This is a genomic window from Bacteroides sp. (assembly GCF_029057325.1).
GTDB lineage: Bacteria > Bacteroidota > Bacteroidia > Bacteroidales > Bacteroidaceae > Bacteroides.
The window spans coordinates 15,932-37,313 of sequence record NZ_JAICZW010000028.1 but is presented as its reverse complement, the minus strand read 5'-3'; the positions used below and the strand labels follow the sequence as shown (position 1 = coordinate 37,313).

The window sequence follows — 21,382 nt, the reverse complement described above, 5'->3', positions numbered from 1 at the left end:
ACATTCTTCGGTCCTAGGGAGTGGAGTTTGTCCGAAGAACGTCCGAAGCCGAATAGGTCCTGGTAGGGGGCGGACAGGGAACGGATAGGGAGAACAGGGTAGAAAGGGGGAGAAGGATGTTTTTTCACCGGAACGGGCCGACTGCGATAGGGGAAGGGAAAATGTTTTTACATTCTCAAGTCTCGCAAGTACCCGATGTGCTGTTGCGGCTTTCATTTGGGAGCACGACAGCCTGATAACCATGAGCAAATTGCTGCATAATAGAGAATCATTCACCGAATATGTGCGTCTATCGGATTTCATCACTATTTTTGCCATGTCGTTGAAGGTTTGTTTCAGCTTTTTGCAGAGGTCGTTCGGGAGAAGGTTTAAATTTATAATTTATGTAAGGTTGTATCTGGTTGTCTGTTGTTTTTTTTGTGAATTTGAGGATGATGTCTTTTCGTTCAGTGTACTCAACGCTTTCGATGCCAACGCCTTCGGCAGTTATTGGTTCGAGACGGGCACGCCTACTTATCTGGTGCATCTGCTCTGTATGCGGGGCTATAGTTTGGAGAACATGATAGAATATGTTACGGAAGATGTGCTCAACAATGGGGACGTTTCTTTTACGAATCCCATACCGATGATATATCAGAGCGGATATCTGACTATCAAGGGGTATGACCCGTACTTTGGTATGTATCATTTGGGATTTCCCAATGCAGAGGTAGAAGAGGGCTTTTCCCGCTTTCTTTCCGCATCGGCCTGAACTTCTCTTCCGCTACACAGAACATAGAGAAATGGGTGATAGATAGGATAAAGCCATCCCTATTCCTCGCCTTCTTCCGTCAGCAATTCCAGCAGCTCCTTTTCCGTCAGTTTGTGGCTCATGTTGGTGCCTTCTATCAGCGAGTCGGCAAGGCTGCGTTTGGTGTGGTGCAGACGTAGTATTTTCTCCTCGATGGTGTGTTGGGCTATCAGGTGATAGACGGTCACTTTCTTTTGTTGCCCGATGCGGTAGGCGCGGTCGGTAGCCTGCTGCTCGATGGCAGGATTCCACCAAGGGTCCAGATGGATGACGTAGTTGGCGCCGGTCAGGTTCAGTCCCAGTCCTCCGGCTTTCAGGCTGATGAGGAAGAGCGGGCATTCGCCTTGCTGGAACTGCTTGACCATCTTTTCGCGCTGCTTCATGGTGCTGGAGCCGTCCAAATAGAGGTAGGTTTCGCTCGCTTCGTCAAGTGCTTGGCGCACCAGTTCCAGGAACGAGGTGAACTGGCTGAATATCAGTACCCGGTTGTTCCCTTCCTTGATTTCGTTGATGAGGCTGATAAGTATTTGTATTTTGGAGCAGAACTTTCCTAACGCAGGGTTGGTCAGATACATGGCGCAAGCGGCTTGGCGCAGGCGGGTGATTGCCGCCAGGGTGCTGACAGTGACGGCCTTTGCCGTCACAATCTCTTTCTGGGCTTCAAGCCGTAGGAGTTCATATACCGACATCTCCTCTTCGCTGAGTTCCACCGGCAGGGTGATTTCTATTTTGTCGGGCAGCTCTTCCAGCACTTCCGCTTTGGTGCGGCGCAGCATGAAGGGTTGCACGATGCGTTTCAGCTGGCGTTGTCTCTCTTTGTTTCCGGCTTGTTCGATGGGGAGGATGTATTTGTGGCAGAACTGGTCGTAGCTGCCCAGCATGCCGGGTGTGATGAAGGCAAACAGATTCCACAACTCGCTGAGGTGGTTTTGGATGGGCGTACCGGTCAGTATCAGTTTGTTGTCGGCTTGCAGGCGCATGGTTACTTTGGACATCTTGGTGTCGCGGTTCTTGATGGTATGCGCTTCGTCCAGGCAGACGACGTTCCACTTCTTCGAGGTGAGGGTTTCTTCTTCCGTCACCAGGAGGCCGTAGGTGGAGAGCACTACGCTGCCGTCCGCTTCGGCCTCTATCAATGCCTTGCGGTCGGAGGATTCGTTGAGGATGGAGACCTTCAGGGTGGGGGCGAAGCGTTGCAGTTCGTTCCTCCAGTTGGGGATGACCGATGCCGGCGCCACCACAAGCGAGGCTCCCTCGTTCGCTTTATACAGCAAGAAGGCGATGGCCTGTATCGTTTTTCCCAATCCCATGTCGTCGGCAAGGCAGGCACCGGCTCCCCAGCTGTTCAGCCGCACGATCCATTGGAATCCGTCTTCCTGATAGTTGCGCAGGGAGGCTTGCAGGGTGGCGGGGACTTGCGGAGCCAGTTCCCGGCTTTGCTGTATTCTTTTGCAGAAGGTGTTGGCAGACTTGTCGCATTGGATGTTCGCTTCTCCTTCCAGAAGTTCGTCCAGCAGGCTGGCGTTGAATCTGGATATTTTTAGCTTGTTGCGCTCTTTAACGGTGAGTGCTTCCAGCTTCTGCAACTGTTTCCGCAGGGTGTCGTCCAGTTTCAGGAAGTCCGATTCGTTCAGCCGGATATATTTGACAGGCTTATCTCCTCCTAACAGTGCCAGCAGCTTGGCTATGCTTAGCACGGTTTGTTCGTCTATGCGCACCTCGCCCTCCACTTCAAACCAGTAGCCTTTGGTTTTCAGGCTGATGTTTCTGCTGGAGGCGGCTGTGGAGGTGTGCAGTTTCAGGCTTTCCCCCTCCGGCCACTCTATGCAATAGGCGTCGGGATTCTGCTGGACGAATTCAAGCAGGTCAAGCATTTCATAGATGGATAGCGTGTTGTTGCCGAATTCGGTGAGGTCTTTACCGAACGAATCTTCCATGAAGTTGTCCAATACCTTGCGGTTGTTTCGTTCTAAGTCAAGTTCCCGTTTCACTTGCAGGTATCTTCCTTCGCTTTTTTCGATTATGACGGATGTCCCTTCTCCGGGCGCAAACGTCCTCTGTCCGCCGGGCAGAGGTCTTACGTAGGAGGTTATGTGGAAGTAGTCGCCTTCCGGAGCCACTTGCAGGCAGATGCTTGCGTTTCCATCCACGTCTTTCAGTTTGGAGCCTTTTCCCAACAAAGGAGAGCACACCTCTACCGTCTTGCTGATTTGAGACAGAAAGCTCTTCAAGGCCTGTTCGGCTTCGGGGGGAAAGACGCCCACGTTCATCAGGCGCTTGTAGTAGTTCCATTGTTTGTCGGTGATGGGAATCACCGCATATTGTGTTTCCGATTCCTTCAGTACGATGTGCTCCTTGATGTTTCCATTGATTTTGGACAATGGAATGTTGGATGTCACAGCGAATCCTTCCTTGCTTGGGGTGATGTATAAGCAGGGCTTCTCTTCATAGACCGTGACGGGGATGAAAGGAGGATGGGAGCCTGTGAATACCCGGTTGCAGTCCACCAAGGCGGGCAGGATATCTTCCATGTAGAACATATAGCTCTTGCTCTTCAGCAAGAGGTCGCGTGCTTCATAGTCCGTTTCGTCCATCCATGGGGAGCCCTCTCTCAGGTAGCGTGCTTCAGATATAGCCTTGCCGCTGCTCCATGTGCCCGATTTCAAGCGGTTTTGTTCGCGTATCTCCACCAGGTTGGCCCCTCTGAGCAGATACACCAAGCGTCCCTTTTGGGCGTCTTTGTCTCTGTTTTGTTCCTGTTCCCTTTTCAGGATGTTTTCTATCACGATTTCCCAAGGCTGCTTCCGCGGAATGGATGTCAGGGCGGGAGCGTCCCCATAGGCATCGGTCAGCTTTTGTCTCTCTTCTTGAGACAGAGGCAGGTAGGCGGACAGCTCGTGCCTGTAGATGGCCTGCCGGGGGATTGTTTGATCTTGCCCGTCCGGAAGTTTGCCGGATTTCACGCCGAAGTATTTATAGAACAGATATCCCATGTGCCTGGTCGCGGGGGTAGAGCTGAGATTGAATTTGTCTTCAACGAACAGACGCTCTATCAGATACGGCTTGGCTTCTGTCTTTTCGTTGCTGAAAGCATCTGCAACGATGGATGCCAACTGCATATCGGGGACATCTTTGGCGATGCTTTTCTTCAAGAACTGCTTCAGCTTCTTCATGCTGTCCGACGAACCTTCGTGCACATAACTCATCATCAGAAAATAGCAGTTCAGGAAGTTGTCGAAGATGTTTTTCTCCTTTGCCTTCTTATTGCGTATTTTCAGTGCCTTGTCAAAGAAGGCTATTGCCTCCTGATACTTTTGCGCATGCATGGCGCGTACACCTTCGAGTATCATCCCGAACAAGGTTTGTGGCGTTTGGGCCGGTGGCGCATACACTCCGTGCGAATAATAGCGGTATAGGGCAAGTGCCTCTTCCAGTTCCCTCCTGCCGGTGGGCGACAGCTGTTTTTGTTGGAGCAACGTCGGCATGATGTCTTCGGTGTCGAGCAGGTCGTTTTTCTGTATATAGACTAAGAGGGTGAGGATTGTTTGGTGGAACAGCTTTTCGTCCATACCGAGTATCAGCTGTATGAATACAGGTTCGAAAGCAACGGGAAGCAAGCAGGAAATCTGTTGGTTGGAAAGAAACGAGTTGTTTGTCTTTTCCCCATGGTTGCTTGCCGCGATATGTTGGGAGATGCCGACGGAACAAGCATCCCGCTTGATTTTCAGGCTTTCGAATTCGGAAAGCCATTCCGGTTGCCGGGTTATCAGGAAATGCAGTGCGGTGAGATAGAAGTCGTTGGCGACATGATACGTGTATTTTCTGGTTTGCCAATCATAATCATATAAGTCCAGAAAGGAGAGCTTCACCAGTTGCTTGACGCTTTCATTCGGATTTGTGCCATGCGCATGTTGCGCTTTTCTGAAAAGCTCCAGGTGCTTGTCCGTGACTTCTGCGCCCATGTAGGCGTAGAAGCATAGCAACTTCTTTTCGTGGGGCTTTAACATGCTGATTGGGGCGTGGTCCACTCTGAGTATCCGGCTTTCCTGCATAGTGTTATAATGTTTGGTTAGGGTATGTAGATGTAGGCTGAGATTGTAACCTGTCAAAATCTCCGGCAAAAATAGCGATTTTTCTTCGTATCTCCACAAGTTTTCAGGGCGACGATGGTCGGTACAGGCTCTTAAAGTCTGTTGGAAAGAAATTCTCAAACCCGTCCTAAAATGGCATTTGTCCCTATATTAACTTGTTCAACGTTTGTTGTAAACTTCATCTCGCGCCGCGAGATATACATCTCAGCAGCCGGGATGTACATCTCAGCAGGCGAGATATACATCTCGCGGCGCGAGATGAAGTTTATCTGCGGGATTTGTCCGTTTTTTGCCGCAGGTTTTGACATTTTTCTTGGGGAGGTTGTCCGAAAAACTTGTTGTTGCTTGCATGCTGTTCTGATTTCAGGCACGGATTACACGAATTTCACGGATAGGACAAAGAAAAAACTGTGAAATCCGTGTAATCCTTGCCTAAAAGAAAGTATAACGGAAGTTCCCGGACAGCCAGGGGGGATATCTCTTTTATAGAAGGGAGTATCTCTGCCGCAAAAAGCCACTTTCTGCCGATAAATTTGCTTCTCTTTCCGCTTTGCATTACTTTTGCTCCGCAAAAAATAAAGTTTGAATGATAGTTTGTATTGCCGAAAAGCCCTCTGTGGCACGTGACATAGCCGATGTATTGGGAGCGAGAGAAAGGAAGGATGGGTACATCGAAGGAAACGGATACCAAGTGACTTGGACCTTCGGCCATCTCTGTACGCTGAAGGAACCGCATGAATATACCCCCAACTGGAAATCGTGGAGTCTGGGAAGCCTGCCCATGATACCTCCCCGCTTCGGAATCAAGTTGATCAGCAACCCCACTTACGAACGCCAGTTTCATACGATAGAGAACCTCATGCAGCACGCCGACATGATTATCAACTGCGGCGATGCCGGCCAGGAAGGAGAGCTGATACAGCGCTGGGTGATGCAGAAAGCCGGGGCACGCTGTCCGGTGAAGCGCCTCTGGATTTCATCGCTGACCGAAGAGGCCATCCGCGAAGGCTTCGCCAAGCTGAGGGATGCGGCGGACTTCCAGCCCCTGTATGAAGCGGGGCTGTCGCGTGCCATCGGCGACTGGCTGCTGGGCATGAACGCCACCCGCCTCTATACCATGAAGTACGGGCAGAACCGCCAGGTGCTTTCCATCGGCCGTGTGCAGACACCGACGCTGGCGCTGATTGTGAACCGCCAGTTGGAGATACAGCACTTCGTCCCCAAGCAGTATTGGGAACTGAAGACCCTCTATCGCGACACCACCTTCTCCGCCATCCTCCGGAAGAGTGAAGAAGAGCTGGTGCTGGAGGCCGAGAAGCAGAAAGAAGCCATCGCCGCCGGAAAGAAACCCAAGAAGGAAGAGGAGAACCGGGGCATCGACCCCATCACCGACCACGAACGCGGACTTGCCTTGCTGGAGCAAATCAAGAACGCCCCTTTCACCGTGACCGGCATCACCAAGAAGGAAGGAAGGGAAGCCCCGCCCCGCCTGTTCGACCTGACCTCCCTGCAGGTGGAGTGCAACAAGAAGTTTGCCTACTCTGCCGACGAGACCCTGAAGATTATCCAGTCGCTCTACGAGAAGAAGGTCGCCACCTATCCGCGTGTCGATACCACCTTCCTCAGCGATGACATCTATCCCAAGTGTCCCGGAATCCTGAAGGGGCTGCGCGACTACGAGGCGCTCACGGCACCCCTGGCAGGCACCACCCTGCTGAAATCGAAAAAAGTGTTCGACAACTCGAAGGTGACCGACCACCACGCCATCATCCCCACCGGGCAGCATCCGCAGAACCTGACGGACATGGAACGCCGCGTCTTCGACTTGATAGCGCGCCGCTTCATCGCCGTGTTCTATCCCGACTGCAAGTTCTCCACGACTACCGTCCTGGGCGAGGTCGAAGGCATCGAGTTCAAAGCCACCGGCAAGCAGATTCTGGAACCGGGTTGGCGCGTCATCTTCGGTACCCCCTCTGCGCAACAGCAGGAGGAGAAAGAGGAAAAGGGAGAGGAAGAGAGCGTGCTTCCCGCCTTCGTGAAAGGGGAGAGCGGCCCGCACCTTCCCGACCTATACGAGAAGTGGACGCAACCCCCGCGCCCCTACACCGAAGCCACCCTGCTCCGGGCGATGGAGACGGCGGGCAAGCTGGTGGACAACGACGAGCTGCGCGATGCCCTGAAGGAGAACGGCATAGGCCGACCCTCCACCCGTGCCGCCATCATCGAGACCCTGTTCAAGCGCAACTACATCCGCAAGGAGAAGAAGAACCTGATAGCCACCCCCACCGGCGTGGAGCTGATACAGATTATCCACGAAGAGCTGCTGAAGTCGGCCGAACTGACCGGCATCTGGGAGAAGAAGCTGTGCGAGATAGAAAGGCGCACCTACAATGCCGCGCAATTCTTGGAAGAGCTCAAGCAGATGGTGTCGGAAATCGTCACAAGCGTGCTTTCCGATAACAGCAACCGCTACATCACCATCCAGTCGCCCGCCCCCGAGAAGACAGGCAAGGCAACCGCCAAGACCGACACCGCCGACAAGCCGAAGAAAGAACCGAAGAAGCGCGCGCCGCGCAAGACTGCCGTCGCGAAGAAGAAAGAGCAAGCCCCGGGTGCCGCGACCGCTTCGGATGCGGCGACCGCCACTTCCGCTGTGTCAACCGTCCCTCTGCAAGCCGAAGCCCTTGTCGGCCAGCCTTGTCCGCTCTGCGGAAAAGGCACGGTTATCAAAGGAAAAACGGCTTACGGTTGTTCCGAATGGAGGAACGGGTGTACATACCGCAAGCCGTTTTGAAGGGGGGGATAGATGATTTATTCAAGTCTGGCAAGTCTCAAAGTAGCTCCTGTTTCGCAAGTCTCAAATATGCCCTGAAAGGGTAATCATCCTATAGGTAGATGTGTGAATACATGCATTTCACTTTCTTTTAGGCACGGATTACACAGATTTACACGGTTTTCTTCTTGATTAATCCGTGAAATCCGTGTAATCCTGTGCCTAAATTATATTATTATGTCGTTTCCTTTTCGCTTTGACACTGAACCTGAATCATTTGTAATTCAAGTGGAACTCCGTCACCGCCTCTATCCCTTTGCGCAGGATGTCCAGCGGCATGTTCTCGTTGGGCGAGTGGATGGCGTTCGATTCCAGCCCGAAGCCCATCAGCACCGTCTTGATGCCCAGCACCTGTTCGAAGGTGGAGATGATGGGGATGCTTCCGCCCCGGCGCACCGCCAGCGGCTTCTTCCCGAAGGCCTTCTCAAAGCCCTTTTCGGCGGCCTGATAGGCAGGCAGGGTGATGGGGCACACGTAGCCCTGTCCGCCGTGCATCGGGGTGACCTTCACCTGCACCGTTTCGGGGGCAATGCTCAGGATGTAGTCGGCGAACAGCTGGGAAATCTTGTGGTGCTCCTGATGGGGAACCAGCCGGCAAGATACTTTGGCATACGCCTTGGAGGGGAGTACCGTCTTCGAGCCTTCGCCCGTATAGCCGCCCCAGATGCCGCACACGTCGAAGGAGGGGCGGCAACTGTTCCGTTCCAGCGTGCTGTAGCCCTTCTCACCGGACAGAGCTTTTACGTTGATGGCCTTCTTATACTTCTCTTCATCGAAGGGGATGCGGGCTATCATGTCGCGCTCGGCTTGGGGCACCTCTTCCACATCGTCGTAGAAACCGGGGACGGTGATGCGTCCGTCGGCATCCACCACTTTGGAAATCATGCCGCACAGCACGTTGATGGGATTTGCCACGGCACCTCCGAAGTGTCCGCTATGCAGGTCGCGGTTGGGGCCGGTCACTTCTATTTCCCAGTAGGCGAGTCCGCGTAGCCCGGTGGTCAGCGAGGGGAGGTCGGCGCCGAGCATGCTGGTGTCCGACACCAGGATGATGTCCGCCTTCAGCAGTTCCTTGTGCTCCTGGCAGAAGCTTTCCAGGCTGGGGGAGCCGATTTCCTCTTCTCCTTCGAAGATGAACTTCACGTTGTTCTGTAGCAGGCCGTTCTTCACGAGGTATTCGAAGGCTTTCACTTGGATGAATGCCTGTCCCTTGTCGTCATCCGCGCCGCGCGCCCAGATGCGTCCGTCGCGCACTTCGGGTTCAAAGGGCTGCGACTTCCAGAGCTCCAGCGGTTCGGCGGGCATCACGTCGTAGTGGGCATAGACCAGCACGGTCTTGGCATCCGGGTCCACCGTTTTCTGTCCGAAGACGATGGGGTTGCCTTTCGAGGGCATCACATGCGCTTCGTCGGCTCCGGCTTCGAGCAGCAGTTGTTTCCAGCGTTCGGCACATGCCAGCATGTCGTCGTGATGCTCGGGCAGGGCACTGATGCTGGGGATGCGGATGAGGCTGAAGAGTTCTTCCAGCATCCGCGGTTCGTTTTCTGCGATGTATTTCTTTATTTCCATGGTGTATGATGGTTTTATAGTTGTGTCGTCCTGTCTATCAAGTAATAATCCAGCAGTGTCATCGCCGCCATTGCCTCCACGATGGGCACGGCACGCGGCAGCACGCAGGGGTCGTGGCGTCCGCGGGCTTTCAAGGTGGTGTCCTTACCGTCGATGTTCACCGTGTGCTGCTCCATCAGGACGGTGGCCACTGGCTTGAATGCTACACGGAAGTAGATGTCCTGTCCGTTGCTGATGCCGCCCTGTATGCCACCTGAGTGGTTGGTGCGGGTTTCGATGCGACCGTTGTGGTTGTAGAACACGTCGTTCTGCTCCGAACCTTTCTGCTTCAGCCCCTTGAATCCGTCGCCATATTCAAAGGCTTTGGCAGCATTGATGCTGAGCATGGCGGCGCCGAGTGCGGCGTGTAGCTTGCCGAATACCGGTTGTCCCAGTCCGATGGGGCAGCCCCGGACAACGCAGGTCACTACGCCGCCGATGGTGTCGCCCTCTTCTTTTACCTTATATATATATTCCTCCATCTCCCGCGCCTTCTCCGGATCGGGGCAGCGCACGGGGTTGCTCTCTATCAGGTCCAGGTTGTAGGCATCGTAGTTCTCTTCCAGGCGGATGGGACCCACTTGCGAGGTATATGCCGTGATGCGTATGCCCAGCTGCCTCAACGCCAGTTTGGCAAGTGCTCCTGCCACCACGCGCGAGATGGTTTCGCGTGCCGACGAGCGTCCTCCTCCCCGGTGGTCGCGGATGCCGTATTTCACCCGGTAGGTGTAGTCGGCGTGCGAGGGGCGATAGACCTCCTTCATATTGTCGTAGTCGGTGGAGTGCTGGTTCTGGTTCCAGACGATAAAGCCGATGGGGCAGCCGGTGGACTTCCCTTCGAAGATGCCGGAGAGGAATTCCACCTTGTCGCCCTCTTGGCGGGCGGTGGTGATGCGCGACTGTCCGGGGCGGCGGCGGTCCAGTTCCGCCTGCACGAAGTCCGGGTCGATGGTTATCCCGGCAGGGAATCCGTCTATGACGCCTCCGATGCCTTTTCCGTGTGACTCTCCGAAGCTGGTGAGGCGGAGGATGTTTCCAAATGAGTTGAACATATCAAATGCTTTAAAAGTTTGTATATGAGGTTTATGTATCAATGCCTTTGGACAAGCTTTGTTTTTGACTTTATAAAGGTAACAACTTTTTTTGGAATACGTTGGAATGATTGTTGTTTTTTTGCAAATAAGGGGCTCTTCTGCTTGCGGATAGGCTCTTCTTCAAGTAATATACCTCTGTTTGGCAGTGTGTCTTCAGTGGGAAAATTAGTTTTTTTAACCGGTTTTTGTGAACCGTTTTTCGTGCTTGTGGAGGTGTCAGACTTTGTCAGATTCATATTAGATTAAATGTCAGACAATGTCAGACTTTGTCAGATTCATATTAGATTAAATGTCAGACAATGTCAGATAATGTCAGACTTTGCCAGATTTATAGAATACGCCCATAAAAAGAAAATAACAACCAATCAAATAAATACGTTGTTTTATAGATATTTAAGCGTGAATATTTCTTTTCAGTTGCTTTCATTGTTTTCAGTTGATTGGTTCTTATTCGGTACGTTTTTGTTTCTTGTTTGTTCCTCAATTCGGATTATTATTCCTACCTTTGCAACAGAAATAAACGAATAAAGGAATAGAATATGCCACGAGTAAAGAAGCCGATTAAAGTCAAAGAACCAATCCGTCTTCGGATGAAGCCGTTGAGCGACGGAAGCAAGAGTTTGTATTTGGATATTTACCGCGACGGAAAGCGGACATACGAGTACCTCAAAATGTATATCATCCCGGAAACGGACAATAATGCCCGGAAACGGAATCAAGCCACGATGGATGCCGCCAATGCTATCAAGTCAAAGCGCATTATCGAACTAACTAACGGAGAAGCCGGTATCGAAAACAGGGAAAAGGTGTTCTTGCTCGATTGGATGAATACATATAAAGAGAATCAGGCAAAGCGAGGCAAAAAGGACGGAAACCAAATCGCAGTTACCATTCGCATCCTGAAAGACTATGCAGGAGAACGGATGACAATGGATCGAATCGACAAGGCATTCTGCCAGGATTACCTCGATTATCTGATGACGGAATATCGTCCCAAAGGAAAACGTGTGTCGAACTTTACCCTCCACACCTACTACCGTATCTTGAACGGGGCTTTGAACGCTGCCGTTCGTGCGGAGATTATCAAAGTCAATCCGTTTACCAAAATCAATAATTCGGATAAGATTCGCCTGCCGGAGAGCAAACGGTCATATATGACCATCGAGGAAGTCCGGGCATTGATTGCCACACCGATGAATAATGAGACAGTGAAGTCCGCTTATTTGTTCTCTTGCTTCTGTGGATTGCGCGTGAGCGATATTGTGGGATTGAAATGGAAAGACGTCTTCGTCGATAGAGGGCAATACCGCTTGGCAGTGTCCATGCAAAAGACCAAAGAACCGATTTACCTGCCTCTTTCCCCCGAAGCGTTGAAGTGGATGCCTGAACGGGGAGATAAGACAGCAGATGACCATGTGTTCGATTTGCCCAGTCCGTCGATGATGAATATACTCATCAAACCTTGGGCGAAAGCTGCGGGAATCGACAAGCGGTTCACCTTTCACACGGCGAGGCACACTTTTGCCACGATGATGCTGACACTTGGAGCGGATCTATATACCACCTCGAAGTTGCTCGGTCATGCGGATGTGAAAATGACGCAGGTGTATGCCAAAATCATCAATCAGAAAAAGGATGATGCCGTCAATTTGGTAAACGGGTTGTTCGATTAGTCCGATATAAATCGTAACATTGTTAAGTGGTAAAAATGGGGCTGTTTTTCATATCTGCATATAGGCGGATTACAAACAGATTTAGGTTTACTTTAATCTGGGTACGTATAGGAAAAAAACAAAGTAAACCTTTTCTAAAGGTTCTTCCAGGAATGAATATCGCACTTTTATTTTATAATACTCCTTGCTGTAATATACTAATTGAAAAGTGCACCACTATTGTAACTTAAAATAGTGCCACCGTAGTTATACAAAAAATCTTTTTCGCCCCTTTTGTGAATGTAAGAAACAGGCAAACCTTAACTTCGCTTAGCCAAGACTTACTCGTCTCCCTATTTTTTGTATCCTATGGAATCAAGTTTAATATTAGAGCCAAAGATATTATTTGCAGTTACACATCCAACGATAATTAGCTTTTACCTACGTGTTTAGATGATTTTATTTTACAGAACAATCCCGTTCGGGGTATTTACCGTATCATTGAACAGATAAATTAAGAACTTTACCGCAAGTATTTCACTTTATCACAGTTTGTACCTACTCTGGCATCAGGGATGCCCGATAACGTTTCGGTGATATTCCGAGGTATCGAGAAGCATAGCGGGTAAAGCTGGCCGGATTCCCGAATCTCATCTCGTCTGATATTTGTGCTATAGACAGATGAGGATTGTTAAGATATTCCTTTATTATCGGAAGTGTATGACGGGCGATGAAGTAGGTGACATTGTGTCCGGTCTGCCGTCTGACTGTATCTGACAAGTATTTTGGGGTTACATTCAGTTGTGCCGCATAATAGTTCACTTCCCTATAGTGTTTGGATGTACCGGCTTCGAGCATTGCCATCAGTTCCTTTACAACATACATACTTCGGTCGGAAGCGTACATGGAACTCCTGTTCTGTTTGTGGAACGCAAAGAGATCGTACATCATCGTCAAAGCAAGACTGCCAATCAGTTCGCGATAAAACGGATGTTCTGTATCGTCAATCCGTTTTCTGATAGCGTGCATATCACCCAACAGTATCCGCGTATTTTCATCACTCAGATGAATTACCGGATTATCAAACAGGCTTATCGTACCGCCTATTCCAAAGTTATTGGCAGGCAACTGATTGTGCAGGAATTTACTCGGTGCGGCTATGATTTCAACTCTTAAATCATCTGACTGGCCGGTATCGCTTATAATCTGCGGTTTAGTGATGATAACCACATCATTGCGACTGATTGAGAATTTCCGTCCGTCATATACAAACCATGCTTCCCCATCCAAACATAACAGATGTATTACCCAATCACTGAAATCCACAGACCTTATCAAATGATACAGTGTGGAATAGACGATTTTTGTTTCTGCTTTTGTATTCATATTGCAAAGTTACAGATATTTTTTCAGAATGGCGCAATATTGACAATTCTATGCGCAATACAGGTAATATATGCATAGCGAATCCTCGCTAATTTTGCAATATAAATTCAAACAACCAATTTTTTATCAGATGAAACCTTATATTATATGTCACATGATGTCATCAGTGGACGGTCGTATCGACTGTACGATGACCGCCGAGATTGACAAAACAGATGCCTACTACCAAGCTCTTGACCGGCTACAGTTTGATGCAGTACTTGAAGGACGGGTAAGCCGACAAATGCACCATGCGTTACCGGAACCGTTCAAGGCGAATGACAAGACTCCCATTGGAGAGGAAAAGTATTATATGGCTCACTCGGCTGACCATTATGATATTGCCATCGATACACACGGATCGTTAAAGTGGCCGGAAGATGCCTTGGACAACAATCTGCTGGTAATCACAGACGAGCAATGTCCGCAGGAATATTATAGGTATCTCACGGCAAACGGAATTTCCTGGATTGCATGCGGAAAGAAAGGTATAGACTTGTGCCGGGCGGTGGAAATACTTGGCGAGAAGTTCGGAGTGAAGCGTCTCGGCATCGTTGGTGGCGGCCACATCAACGGAGCGTTTCTCCAAGCCGGACTGCTTGATGAGGTCAGTCTCATGATTGGCGGTGGCATTGATGGCCGGGCAGGAATGGCTGCTGTGTTCGATGGTATCAGGCAGACAGATTATCCTCCCACGATGCTGACGCTTAATAATGTAGAGCGGATGGGCAATACCGTATGGATGAAGTACAGTGTCAACAAATAATCCCCGGAGGCATGAGCAAAATTCTGATAGCCTATTATTCACGGCGAGGACAGAACTATGTGGACGGTGTTATCCGTGACCTTGAAACAGGAAACACGGAGTTCCTTGCCCGAAGGCTTGCTAAAATGACAAAGGGTACACTGTTTCGCATAGATACCGTGAAGCCATATCCGGCTGATTATCATGAAACCACCAAACAAGCGATGACGGAACTCCAGACTGATTCACGTCCGGAATTGACGGACATAGTTGAGGGAATGGAGGAATTCGATACAATCATTCTCGGCTATCCGAACTGGTGGGGAACTATGCCGATGGCGGTACATACTTTTCTGGAGGAATATGATTTTTCGGGAAAACGTATCATTCCTTTCTGTACCCACGAAGGCAGCGGTGCAGGACACAGTGAAAAGGATATACAACGCTTATGTCCATCAGCAGAATGCTTGCCTTGCGAGGCGGTCAGAGGAAGTGCGGTACATTCCGCAGACTATTCAATCAATGAAATTATCAATCGAATAAATAAAAAGTACTAATTATGGAAAATATAAAATTATACAATGGAGTGGAAATGCCCGTCTTGGGCTATGGCGTGTACCAAGTGACACCCGAAGAGTGTGAACGTTGCGTGAGCGATGCCTTGAGTGTAGGCTATCGTTCTATTGATACGGCACAAGCCTATTTCAACGAACAGAACGTAGGCGATGCTGTCCGTACAAGCGGTATTCCGCGTGAAAAAATTTTTCTCACAACAAAAGTCTGGATCAGCAATGCCGGCGAGGAAAAGGCGGCCCGCTCCATCAACGAGTCGTTGCGCAAGCTCCAGACCGACTATATTGACCTCCTGCTCATTCACCAGCCGTTTGGAGACTACTACGGCACATGGCGTGCCATGGAAACGGCATACAAAGCGGGTAAAGTCCGCGCCATCGGTGTGAGTAACTTTTATCCGGACCGTTTCATCGACCTTGCCGAACATACGGACATAAAGCCGATGGTCAATCAAGTGGAAACACATGTATTCAACCAGCAGGTGAAAGCACAGGCAATCATGGAAAAATACGATACGCGAATCATGTCATGGGGGCCGTTTGCTGAAGGTCGCAACGATTTCTTCACCAACCCGGTGCTTACACAAATAGGACTGAAATATGGCAAGAGCGTGGCACAGGTCGGTTTGCGTTATCTTCTGCAACATGATGTGGTGCTGATACCTAAAACCACCCATATTGAACGTATGCGCCAAAACTTCGACATCTTCAATTTTACGCTTTCTGACGAAGATATGAGCGTTATTGCCGCTCTCGACAAAGGGGAGAGTCTTTTTTTCTCCCACTATGAGCCGGATACCGTGAATTTTCTGTTATCATTCAAGGTATAAACCATATATCGCATGACCATGAAACGTACATTGATACTATTTACAGTTTTGCTTTCAATCATTAATACACATATCATTATGGCACAAGAAAAAATAACCCAGACAGCAGGTCGGACCACATTGGGTGATTTCGCTCCCAAGTTTGCCGAACTCAACGATGATGTTCTCTTCGGAGAAGTGTGGAACCGGGCAGGTCTTTCACCTCGTGACCGTAGCATGATTACCGTCGCTACCCTTATCGGCAAGGGCATCATCGATTCATCACTCACGCATCACTTGCAATTTGCAAAGTCAAACGGCATCACTCGGCATGAAGTTTCGGAGATGCTTACCCATATAGCTTTCTATGTCGGTTGGCCCAATGCTTGGGGAGCCTTTCGGCTTGCCAAAGAAGTATGGGCAGAAGATACTGTAAACAATGACGAACTGGACGAATTCCAACAAGAAATGATATTTCCCATAGGAGAGCCGAATATGGCGTATGCACGTTATTTCTCCGGCAGAAGTTGGCTGGCTTCCATTTCCACCAAACAAATCCCATTCAGCAATGTGACTTTTGAACCCGGTTGCCGAAACAACTGGCACATACACCGCGCTGTAAAAGGAGGAGGACAGATGCTGGTCGGCGTTGCCGGACGCGGATGGTATCAAGAAGAAGGAAAAGCTGCGGTGGAGATACTGCCTGGTATGGTCATAAACATACCCGCCGGTGTGAAACACTGGCACGGGGCAGCCAAGTACAGCTGGTTTGCACATTTGGCATTTGAGGTTCCGGGCGAAGATGTCGCTACCGAATGGTTAGAACCCGTGTCTGAGGAACAATACAGGCAACTGCCGTAATGATGGCGATACGACTTTATCATAATGGCCTTATATGATCGTACAGACAGGATTACGTTTGTAAAATATAGGGGGCTTCAAAAATGTTTAAATAAACTGAAATGAAAAATGTAATGATATTGACTGGAGCCGGTCAAATAGGAATGGCTATCGCCCGCCGAATGGGGTACGGTATGAAAATCGTCATAGGTGACAAGAACAAGACGAGTGCAGACACGATAGCAAAAACGATGAACGATGCCGGTTTTGATACCGTCCCCGTGGAAATGGATTTGTCTTCGCGTGCATCTATCCTGAATCTGATTGCCGAGGCACAGAAGTATGGAGAAATTTCCATGTTGGTGAATGCTGCTGGCGTATCACCCAGTCAAGCACCCATCGGGACGATTCTGAAAGTGGATCTGTACGGAACTGCCGTACTGTTGGAAGAAGTGGGTAAAGTCATCAAATCGGGAGGCGTGGGTATCACCATCTCCAGCCAATCAGGACACCGTATGCCTGCACTTACCCCCGAGGATGACGAATTACTTGCTACAACTCCCACCGAGGAACTTCTCGCGTTGAGTATGCTTCAGGAGGGGAATATACGCGATACCCTACACGCTTATCAGATGGCAAAACGCTGCAATGTAAAGCGCGTAATGGCTGAAGCCGTGAAATGGGGCGAATGTGGTGCACGCATCAATTCAATATCTCCGGGCATTGTGGTCACTCCGCTGGCTCTTGATGAGTTCAACGGTCCGCGTGGTGACTTCTACAAAAATATGTTCGCAAACTGTCCGGCTGGTCGTTCTGGTACGGCAGACGAGGTGGCCAATGTTGCTGAATTGTTGATGAGTGACCGAGGATCATTCATTACGGGAGCCGACTTCCTCGTAGATGGAGGTGCTACGGCATCATATTTCTACGGAACAAATAAATTACGATAAAAGATTCAGATAATTTTAACAGTATCGTGTACAGGTGAAATTTTTGCGTTTGCACAGAATATTGTATCACAAGATGAAACAATGAAAAACAATAAAGTACTGGTGGCGTATTTCTTTCAAACCGGAGAAAATTACAATGTCGGTAATATCAGTAAAGGTAACACGCATATCATTGCAGAAGCAACCTGTTTCAAATATAACCGGTGAAGCCTTGCCGGGATGAATACAAGGCTTGCGTGGATATTGCTAAAACAGAAAAGAAGAACGGGCTGGAGGTCAAGCCAACGATGGAAGCCGTTACGCAGGTGCGCAGTCCGGCTGATGGGCGAAGCCCTGCGGGGGATTTCATTGCCGACCGTGCCATTGTTGGGCGACCATGATTTCAGCAAAGTGAAAATAACCACCCCAAAGGAATGAAAATGTAAAAAATGCAGTAACGATTATAGGGATTGTTACTGCATTCTTTATGGTTTATATTAAGATTATATACGTTTTATTACTTTTGCCGGATTACCTCCAACCACCGTATTATCCTCTACATCTTTGGTAACAATCGCTCCAGCTGCAACAACGGAATTTTCTCCGATTGTCACACTGGGCAGTATGGTAGCACCCGCACCAATCCAACTGTTCCGCTTCAAAATGATAGGTTTACAAGTTAAAATTTGGTGGTCGTACAAATCATGATTGTTGGAGATGAGCTGCGCATTGGCAGCGACCATCACATCATCTTCGATGGTAATGCCGCCTGCTGCCATAAATAAGGCATTGTTCATCACCACCACGTTCCTGCCAATCTTCACATTGCTACCACGCACTACAGTCATTGGCGGCATCACGCGACTGTTTTCGCCGATATTATCCATGAACAGCTCTTTTACCAAAGCATCGTATTCTTCGGTATACGGCATCGTGTGATTGATTTTGAAACACAACTGGGCGCAGCGGATACCTTCCGCCAGATCCACCTTTTCGAGCTTGCGCATATCTACTCTGAACTCTTCCATTTTTATGGTTTGTAAGTTTATATTTTATTACGTCTCTTATCCAATTCGTTTCTGTATTCCGAGGGCGATACCCCAAGCATTTTTTTTACGAAACGGCTGAAATGGGATTGGCTGTAAAAATTCATACGGTCCGATATTTCGGATAATGTCATATCGGGACTTTTGAGCATCGATACTATCTCTTGCGAGGCATATCCGTTAATCCAGTACGAAGCGGATTTCCCGCTTCCCTTCCGAACTACCTCCGACAGATATTTAGGGGTAACACACAGTAAGTTCGCATAAAATCCTACCTCCCTGTTTTCTGTGACCCGCTGCCTGACCAGATCCAAAAAACGGGAGAAAAGATTGGCGGATAGGTTGGAAAGTTGCTCTTGCCGATTGATCTCATTGGCATAGATGTTCCACAAGTCGAACAGGAATATCTGCATTTGCCGACCCAATATCTCTCTGCGAAAAATATGGGTATTACCACACAATTGTTCCCGGAATCGGGAAAAATCGGCTTGCAACAATTTAAGGTCTGTCTGTTCAAGCCTGAATACCGGATTGGATTTAATGTAGATATATCCTTTTGTTGCCCATGCTGTCTGAGGATTGTTCTCTATCAGAAAATTGCGTGAGACCAGCAAAAAGTCTGCATTAAAATCCGGGAAATATAAGACATCGGTTATTTCAGAGTCTATAGTCCAAGGAACAAAATCATTTTCCTTTATCAGAAAATTGCGCTCCGACATGGTGAATTGAGCCTTACCGGAATAACACAAAATGTGGATATGATAACGTCCAACATACTCAGATGGGAAACAATTATCCGCACGGGTATTGAACAACAAGATATCCCCTTCGTGAAAAATTGCCGTTTCATCTTTGGGAAACATGGATATATCATATAATCTGCTTTCTGTCATATTCCATTGAACTACAAAATATTCAATACAAAGATAATGGTTTGAACCGAGTGTGAATTGTGACAGACTGCTTTTTTTCTTTCACATATTGCCGATTACTGCCCTATGACGGCAAAATATGAAAATACAACGGCAAATTGTGTAAGTTGAAACCGGATATAATTTGAGAATTTTGCAGCAAAACGATTTTAATATGAAAACAATGAAAAATTTATTAGTAATGATTGCAGCTCTTTTTGGTTGTGGCCTGACTGCATCGGCCCATACGGATGGTATTTCATCTTCGGCATCGGCAAAGGATTCCGTAAATGTTGTTCCCGGCATGACCCTAAACAACGGATTGACAATGCCACAATTCGGTATCGGAACATTCTGTCTTGCGGAAGGCGAGGTTTCGAAAAACGCGGTACTTACTGCCCTGAAAAAAGGCTATCGCCACATTGATACGGCTCACGCCTACGGTAACGAACGCAGTGTAGGAGCCGCAGTGCGTGAAAGCGGCATTCCTCGTGAAGAAATCTGGATTACCAGCAAACTGTGGCCGAATGAATACGGAGAGGGTAAGACGCTTCCGGCCATTGATAAGATGTTGAACCGTCTGGGGCTGGAATATATTGACCTTGTTTATCTTCACCAGCCTGTCGGTGATTATGTAGGCGCATGGCGCGAACTTGAAAAAGCCGTGGCAGCGGGTAAGGTACGAGCCATCGGTATCAGTAATTTCGATTTTAGTGACGAATTGTTCAACTCTTTGGTTGATCATGTACAAATCAAACCTGCCGCCATGCAGATAGAATGCCATCCTTATGCACAACGCCGTCATTGGCAGAAACGGTTGAAAGAAAACAATATCGTGTTGGAGAGCTGGTTTCCGCTCGGTGGTCGCGACAGCCACGGAGAGATATTGCGCGACTCGGTAATCAACCGCATTGCCGAAGCGCACGGCAAGACAGCTGCGCAAGTCGTCATCCGTTGGCATATTCAGGAAGGCTTTGCAGTTATCCCCGGCACGGACAATCCCGATTATATAGCCGAAAACATCGCAGTATTCGATTTCGAATTGAGTGATGAAGAGATGGAAGCAGTACGCGCACTCGATGCAGAGAGGCGTTATTTTACGATGACTTACGAACAAATTTGTGAACGTTTCGGCAATTATGAACTGAACGATTAGGGTCGTAAAAACTTACCGAGGATAAAATTATGATATTCGATAGGAATAGCAATAAAAATGTGATTGCGCTTTTGGGGGCCGGCAGCATGGGTACAGCAATCGTTAGACGTATGGCAGCCGGAAAGAAGATTCTTCTCGGAGATGTCAACGAGAAAATATTGGTGAAGGTTACCCATGACCTTCAGTGCAGTGGCTACGATGTTGAAACGATGAAAGTCAATGCTTTGGAGAAGGAGGCGATAGAGACTTTTGCTCAAAGAGCCGCCTCTCTCGGAGATGTGATGTTTTTCGTCGACACAGCGGGTGCATCCCCGAATCAGGCGACTCCGGAACATATACTGAACCTTGATATGGTAGGTACGGGGCAAGCCGTCAATGCTTTCGGGAAGATTATGGCCAAGGGCGGTGCGGGACTTGTCATCTCAAGTCAAGCAGGATATATGTATCCGATTCCCCATGAGATTGAACTTAAAATCATAAATACTCCGGCAGAAGAACTGACAGGGCTTTCTTTTATCAAAGAGGTTGCGATGCAAAACTCCGGGCTTGCGTATATGATTGCAAAGCGCGTAAATCATCTACAGGTGCAAAAAGCTGCTGCAACGTCTTGGAAAGAACGAAGGGCGCGTATCAATACGATCAGCCCCGGCATAATTGTAACGCCTTTGGCCTATGACGAGTTTGAAGTGATGGGCGAAGCCTATCAGCAGATGATTGATGCTTCTGCGGCAGAACGCACCGGCACTTCAGACGAGATAGCAGAGGCGGCGGCTTTCTTATTGGGTGAACATGCAACATTTATCACCGGCACCGATTTGCTTATAGACGGCGGCACGATTGCGGCAATTCGCACGGGAATGTACAAACTTCAAGGTTGAGAT

At 49.0% G+C, this 21,382-nt stretch carries 18 protein-coding genes; 10 read left to right on the top strand and 8 right to left on the bottom strand.

Annotated elements, in window-relative coordinates:
* Positions 1 to 241: 241 nt before the first annotated feature.
* Complete coding sequence (locus K2G43_RS01955) at positions 242 to 751, top strand: hypothetical protein (RefSeq protein ID WP_300152831.1); 510 nt, start codon at positions 242 to 244, stop codon at positions 749 to 751.
* 59 nt (positions 752 to 810) lie between these two features.
* On the opposite strand, the gene K2G43_RS01950 is transcribed toward K2G43_RS01955, so the two are convergent.
* A complete protein-coding gene (locus tag K2G43_RS01950; RefSeq protein WP_300152830.1) occupies positions 811 to 4,797 on the bottom strand; it encodes a DEAD/DEAH box helicase in 3,987 nt (1,328 codons plus the stop codon).
* Positions 4,798 to 4,997: 200 nt separating this feature from the next.
* Positions 4,998 to 5,189, bottom strand: a complete 192-nt coding sequence (locus K2G43_RS01945; RefSeq protein WP_297643773.1) for a hypothetical protein — start codon at positions 5,187 to 5,189, stop codon at positions 4,998 to 5,000.
* Positions 5,190 to 5,467: 278 nt separating this feature from the next.
* Here K2G43_RS01945 and K2G43_RS01940 point away from each other — a divergent pair, with 278 nt between their 5' ends.
* Positions 5,468 to 7,675 (top strand): DNA topoisomerase 3, encoded by a 2,208-nt coding sequence (locus K2G43_RS01940; protein ID WP_300152829.1) that lies wholly within the window; start codon positions 5,468 to 5,470, stop codon positions 7,673 to 7,675.
* A 252-nt stretch (positions 7,676 to 7,927) separates the two neighbouring features.
* Here the strand turns inward: K2G43_RS01940 and K2G43_RS01935 are convergent, their stop codons facing one another.
* From K2G43_RS01935 to K2G43_RS01925, 3 genes are read right to left on the bottom strand one after another with little or no spacing between them, the layout of a single operon-like run.
* Positions 7,928 to 9,283 (bottom strand): dipeptidase, encoded by a 1,356-nt coding sequence (locus tag K2G43_RS01935; protein WP_297643775.1) that lies wholly within the window; start codon positions 9,281 to 9,283, stop codon positions 7,928 to 7,930.
* A 14-nt stretch (positions 9,284 to 9,297) separates the two neighbouring features.
* Positions 9,298 to 10,374, bottom strand: coding sequence for a chorismate synthase (gene aroC, locus K2G43_RS01930; RefSeq protein WP_297643776.1), 1,077 nt, complete (start codon positions 10,372 to 10,374; stop codon positions 9,298 to 9,300).
* Positions 10,375 to 10,412: 38 nt separating this feature from the next.
* Positions 10,413 to 10,652: a hypothetical protein gene (locus K2G43_RS01925; protein WP_300152828.1), complete on the bottom strand. Its 240-nt coding sequence runs from the start codon at positions 10,650 to 10,652 to the stop codon at positions 10,413 to 10,415.
* 303 nt (positions 10,653 to 10,955) lie between these two features.
* On the opposite strand from K2G43_RS01925, the gene K2G43_RS01920 reads away from it, so the two are divergent.
* Positions 10,956 to 12,089, top strand: a complete 1,134-nt coding sequence (locus K2G43_RS01920) for a site-specific integrase (RefSeq protein ID WP_300152827.1) — start codon at positions 10,956 to 10,958, stop codon at positions 12,087 to 12,089.
* Positions 12,090 to 12,626: 537 nt separating this feature from the next.
* Here the strand turns inward: K2G43_RS01920 and K2G43_RS01915 are convergent.
* Entirely contained in the window at positions 12,627 to 13,454 is an 828-nt protein-coding gene (locus K2G43_RS01915; RefSeq protein WP_297677433.1) for a helix-turn-helix domain-containing protein, read from the bottom strand.
* A 130-nt stretch (positions 13,455 to 13,584) separates the two neighbouring features.
* Here K2G43_RS01915 and K2G43_RS01910 point away from each other — a divergent pair, with 130 nt between their 5' ends.
* The 5 genes from K2G43_RS01910 (at position 13,585) to K2G43_RS01890 (ending at position 17,409) form a co-directional block, all read left to right on the top strand.
* Positions 13,585 to 14,259: a dihydrofolate reductase family protein gene (locus K2G43_RS01910; RefSeq protein ID WP_297677434.1), complete on the top strand. Its 675-nt coding sequence runs from the start codon at positions 13,585 to 13,587 to the stop codon at positions 14,257 to 14,259.
* Positions 14,232 to 14,795, top strand: a complete 564-nt coding sequence (locus tag K2G43_RS01905; protein ID WP_300152826.1) for a flavodoxin — start codon at positions 14,232 to 14,234, stop codon at positions 14,793 to 14,795. Before K2G43_RS01910 ends, K2G43_RS01905 begins: the two co-directional genes overlap by 28 nt.
* A 2-nt stretch (positions 14,796 to 14,797) precedes the next feature.
* Positions 14,798 to 15,640: an aldo/keto reductase gene (locus K2G43_RS01900; RefSeq protein WP_297677436.1), complete on the top strand. Its 843-nt coding sequence runs from the start codon at positions 14,798 to 14,800 to the stop codon at positions 15,638 to 15,640.
* Between the two features lie 18 nt (positions 15,641 to 15,658).
* Positions 15,659 to 16,480, top strand: coding sequence for a carboxymuconolactone decarboxylase family protein (locus K2G43_RS01895; protein ID WP_366104653.1), 822 nt, complete (start codon positions 15,659 to 15,661; stop codon positions 16,478 to 16,480).
* Positions 16,481 to 16,581: 101 nt separating this feature from the next.
* Positions 16,582 to 17,409 (top strand): SDR family oxidoreductase, encoded by an 828-nt coding sequence (locus K2G43_RS01890; protein WP_297677439.1) that lies wholly within the window; start codon positions 16,582 to 16,584, stop codon positions 17,407 to 17,409.
* 482 nt (positions 17,410 to 17,891) lie between these two features.
* Here the strand turns inward: K2G43_RS01890 and K2G43_RS01885 are convergent, their stop codons facing one another.
* Positions 17,892 to 18,416: a DapH/DapD/GlmU-related protein gene (locus K2G43_RS01885; RefSeq protein WP_297677443.1), complete on the bottom strand. Its 525-nt coding sequence runs from the start codon at positions 18,414 to 18,416 to the stop codon at positions 17,892 to 17,894.
* A gap of 17 nt (positions 18,417 to 18,433) precedes the next feature.
* Positions 18,434 to 19,297 (bottom strand): helix-turn-helix domain-containing protein, encoded by an 864-nt coding sequence (locus K2G43_RS01880; protein WP_300152825.1) that lies wholly within the window; start codon positions 19,295 to 19,297, stop codon positions 18,434 to 18,436.
* A 232-nt stretch (positions 19,298 to 19,529) separates the two neighbouring features.
* On the opposite strand from K2G43_RS01880, the gene K2G43_RS01875 reads away from it, so the two are divergent.
* Positions 19,530 to 20,501, top strand: coding sequence for an aldo/keto reductase (locus tag K2G43_RS01875; protein ID WP_300152824.1), 972 nt, complete (start codon positions 19,530 to 19,532; stop codon positions 20,499 to 20,501).
* A 29-nt stretch (positions 20,502 to 20,530) separates the two neighbouring features.
* Positions 20,531 to 21,379: an SDR family oxidoreductase gene (locus K2G43_RS01870; RefSeq protein WP_297677449.1), complete on the top strand. Its 849-nt coding sequence runs from the start codon at positions 20,531 to 20,533 to the stop codon at positions 21,377 to 21,379.
* Positions 21,380 to 21,382: the final 3 nt, after the last annotated feature.

Bases quoted from the DNA above. Each gene is read 5' to 3' on its own strand.
- K2G43_RS01955 (WP_300152831.1), top strand. From the start codon at position 242: ATGAGCAAATTGCTGCATAATAGAGAATCATTCACCGAATATGTGCGT.
- K2G43_RS01950 (WP_300152830.1), bottom strand. From the start codon at position 4,797: ATGTTAAAGCCCCACGAAAAGAAGTTGCTATGCTTCTACGCCTACATG.
- K2G43_RS01945 (WP_297643773.1), bottom strand. From the start codon at position 5,189: ATGTCAAAACCTGCGGCAAAAAACGGACAAATCCCGCAGATAAACTTC.
- K2G43_RS01940 (WP_300152829.1), top strand. From the start codon at position 5,468: ATGATAGTTTGTATTGCCGAAAAGCCCTCTGTGGCACGTGACATAGCC.
- K2G43_RS01935 (WP_297643775.1), bottom strand. From the start codon at position 9,283: ATGGAAATAAAGAAATACATCGCAGAAAACGAACCGCGGATGCTGGAA.
- aroC (WP_297643776.1), bottom strand. From the start codon at position 10,374: ATGTTCAACTCATTTGGAAACATCCTCCGCCTCACCAGCTTCGGAGAG.
- K2G43_RS01925 (WP_300152828.1), bottom strand. From the start codon at position 10,652: ATGAATCTGACAAAGTCTGACACCTCCACAAGCACGAAAAACGGTTCA.
- K2G43_RS01920 (WP_300152827.1), top strand. From the start codon at position 10,956: ATGCCACGAGTAAAGAAGCCGATTAAAGTCAAAGAACCAATCCGTCTT.
- K2G43_RS01915 (WP_297677433.1), bottom strand. From the start codon at position 13,454: ATGAATACAAAAGCAGAAACAAAAATCGTCTATTCCACACTGTATCAT.
- K2G43_RS01910 (WP_297677434.1), top strand. From the start codon at position 13,585: ATGAAACCTTATATTATATGTCACATGATGTCATCAGTGGACGGTCGT.
- K2G43_RS01905 (WP_300152826.1), top strand. From the start codon at position 14,232: ATGGATGAAGTACAGTGTCAACAAATAATCCCCGGAGGCATGAGCAAA.
- K2G43_RS01900 (WP_297677436.1), top strand. From the start codon at position 14,798: ATGGAAAATATAAAATTATACAATGGAGTGGAAATGCCCGTCTTGGGC.
- K2G43_RS01895 (WP_366104653.1), top strand. From the start codon at position 15,659: ATGAAACGTACATTGATACTATTTACAGTTTTGCTTTCAATCATTAAT.
- K2G43_RS01890 (WP_297677439.1), top strand. From the start codon at position 16,582: ATGAAAAATGTAATGATATTGACTGGAGCCGGTCAAATAGGAATGGCT.
- K2G43_RS01885 (WP_297677443.1), bottom strand. From the start codon at position 18,416: ATGGAAGAGTTCAGAGTAGATATGCGCAAGCTCGAAAAGGTGGATCTG.
- K2G43_RS01880 (WP_300152825.1), bottom strand. From the start codon at position 19,297: ATGTTTCCCAAAGATGAAACGGCAATTTTTCACGAAGGGGATATCTTG.
- K2G43_RS01875 (WP_300152824.1), top strand. From the start codon at position 19,530: ATGAAAAATTTATTAGTAATGATTGCAGCTCTTTTTGGTTGTGGCCTG.
- K2G43_RS01870 (WP_297677449.1), top strand. From the start codon at position 20,531: ATGATATTCGATAGGAATAGCAATAAAAATGTGATTGCGCTTTTGGGG.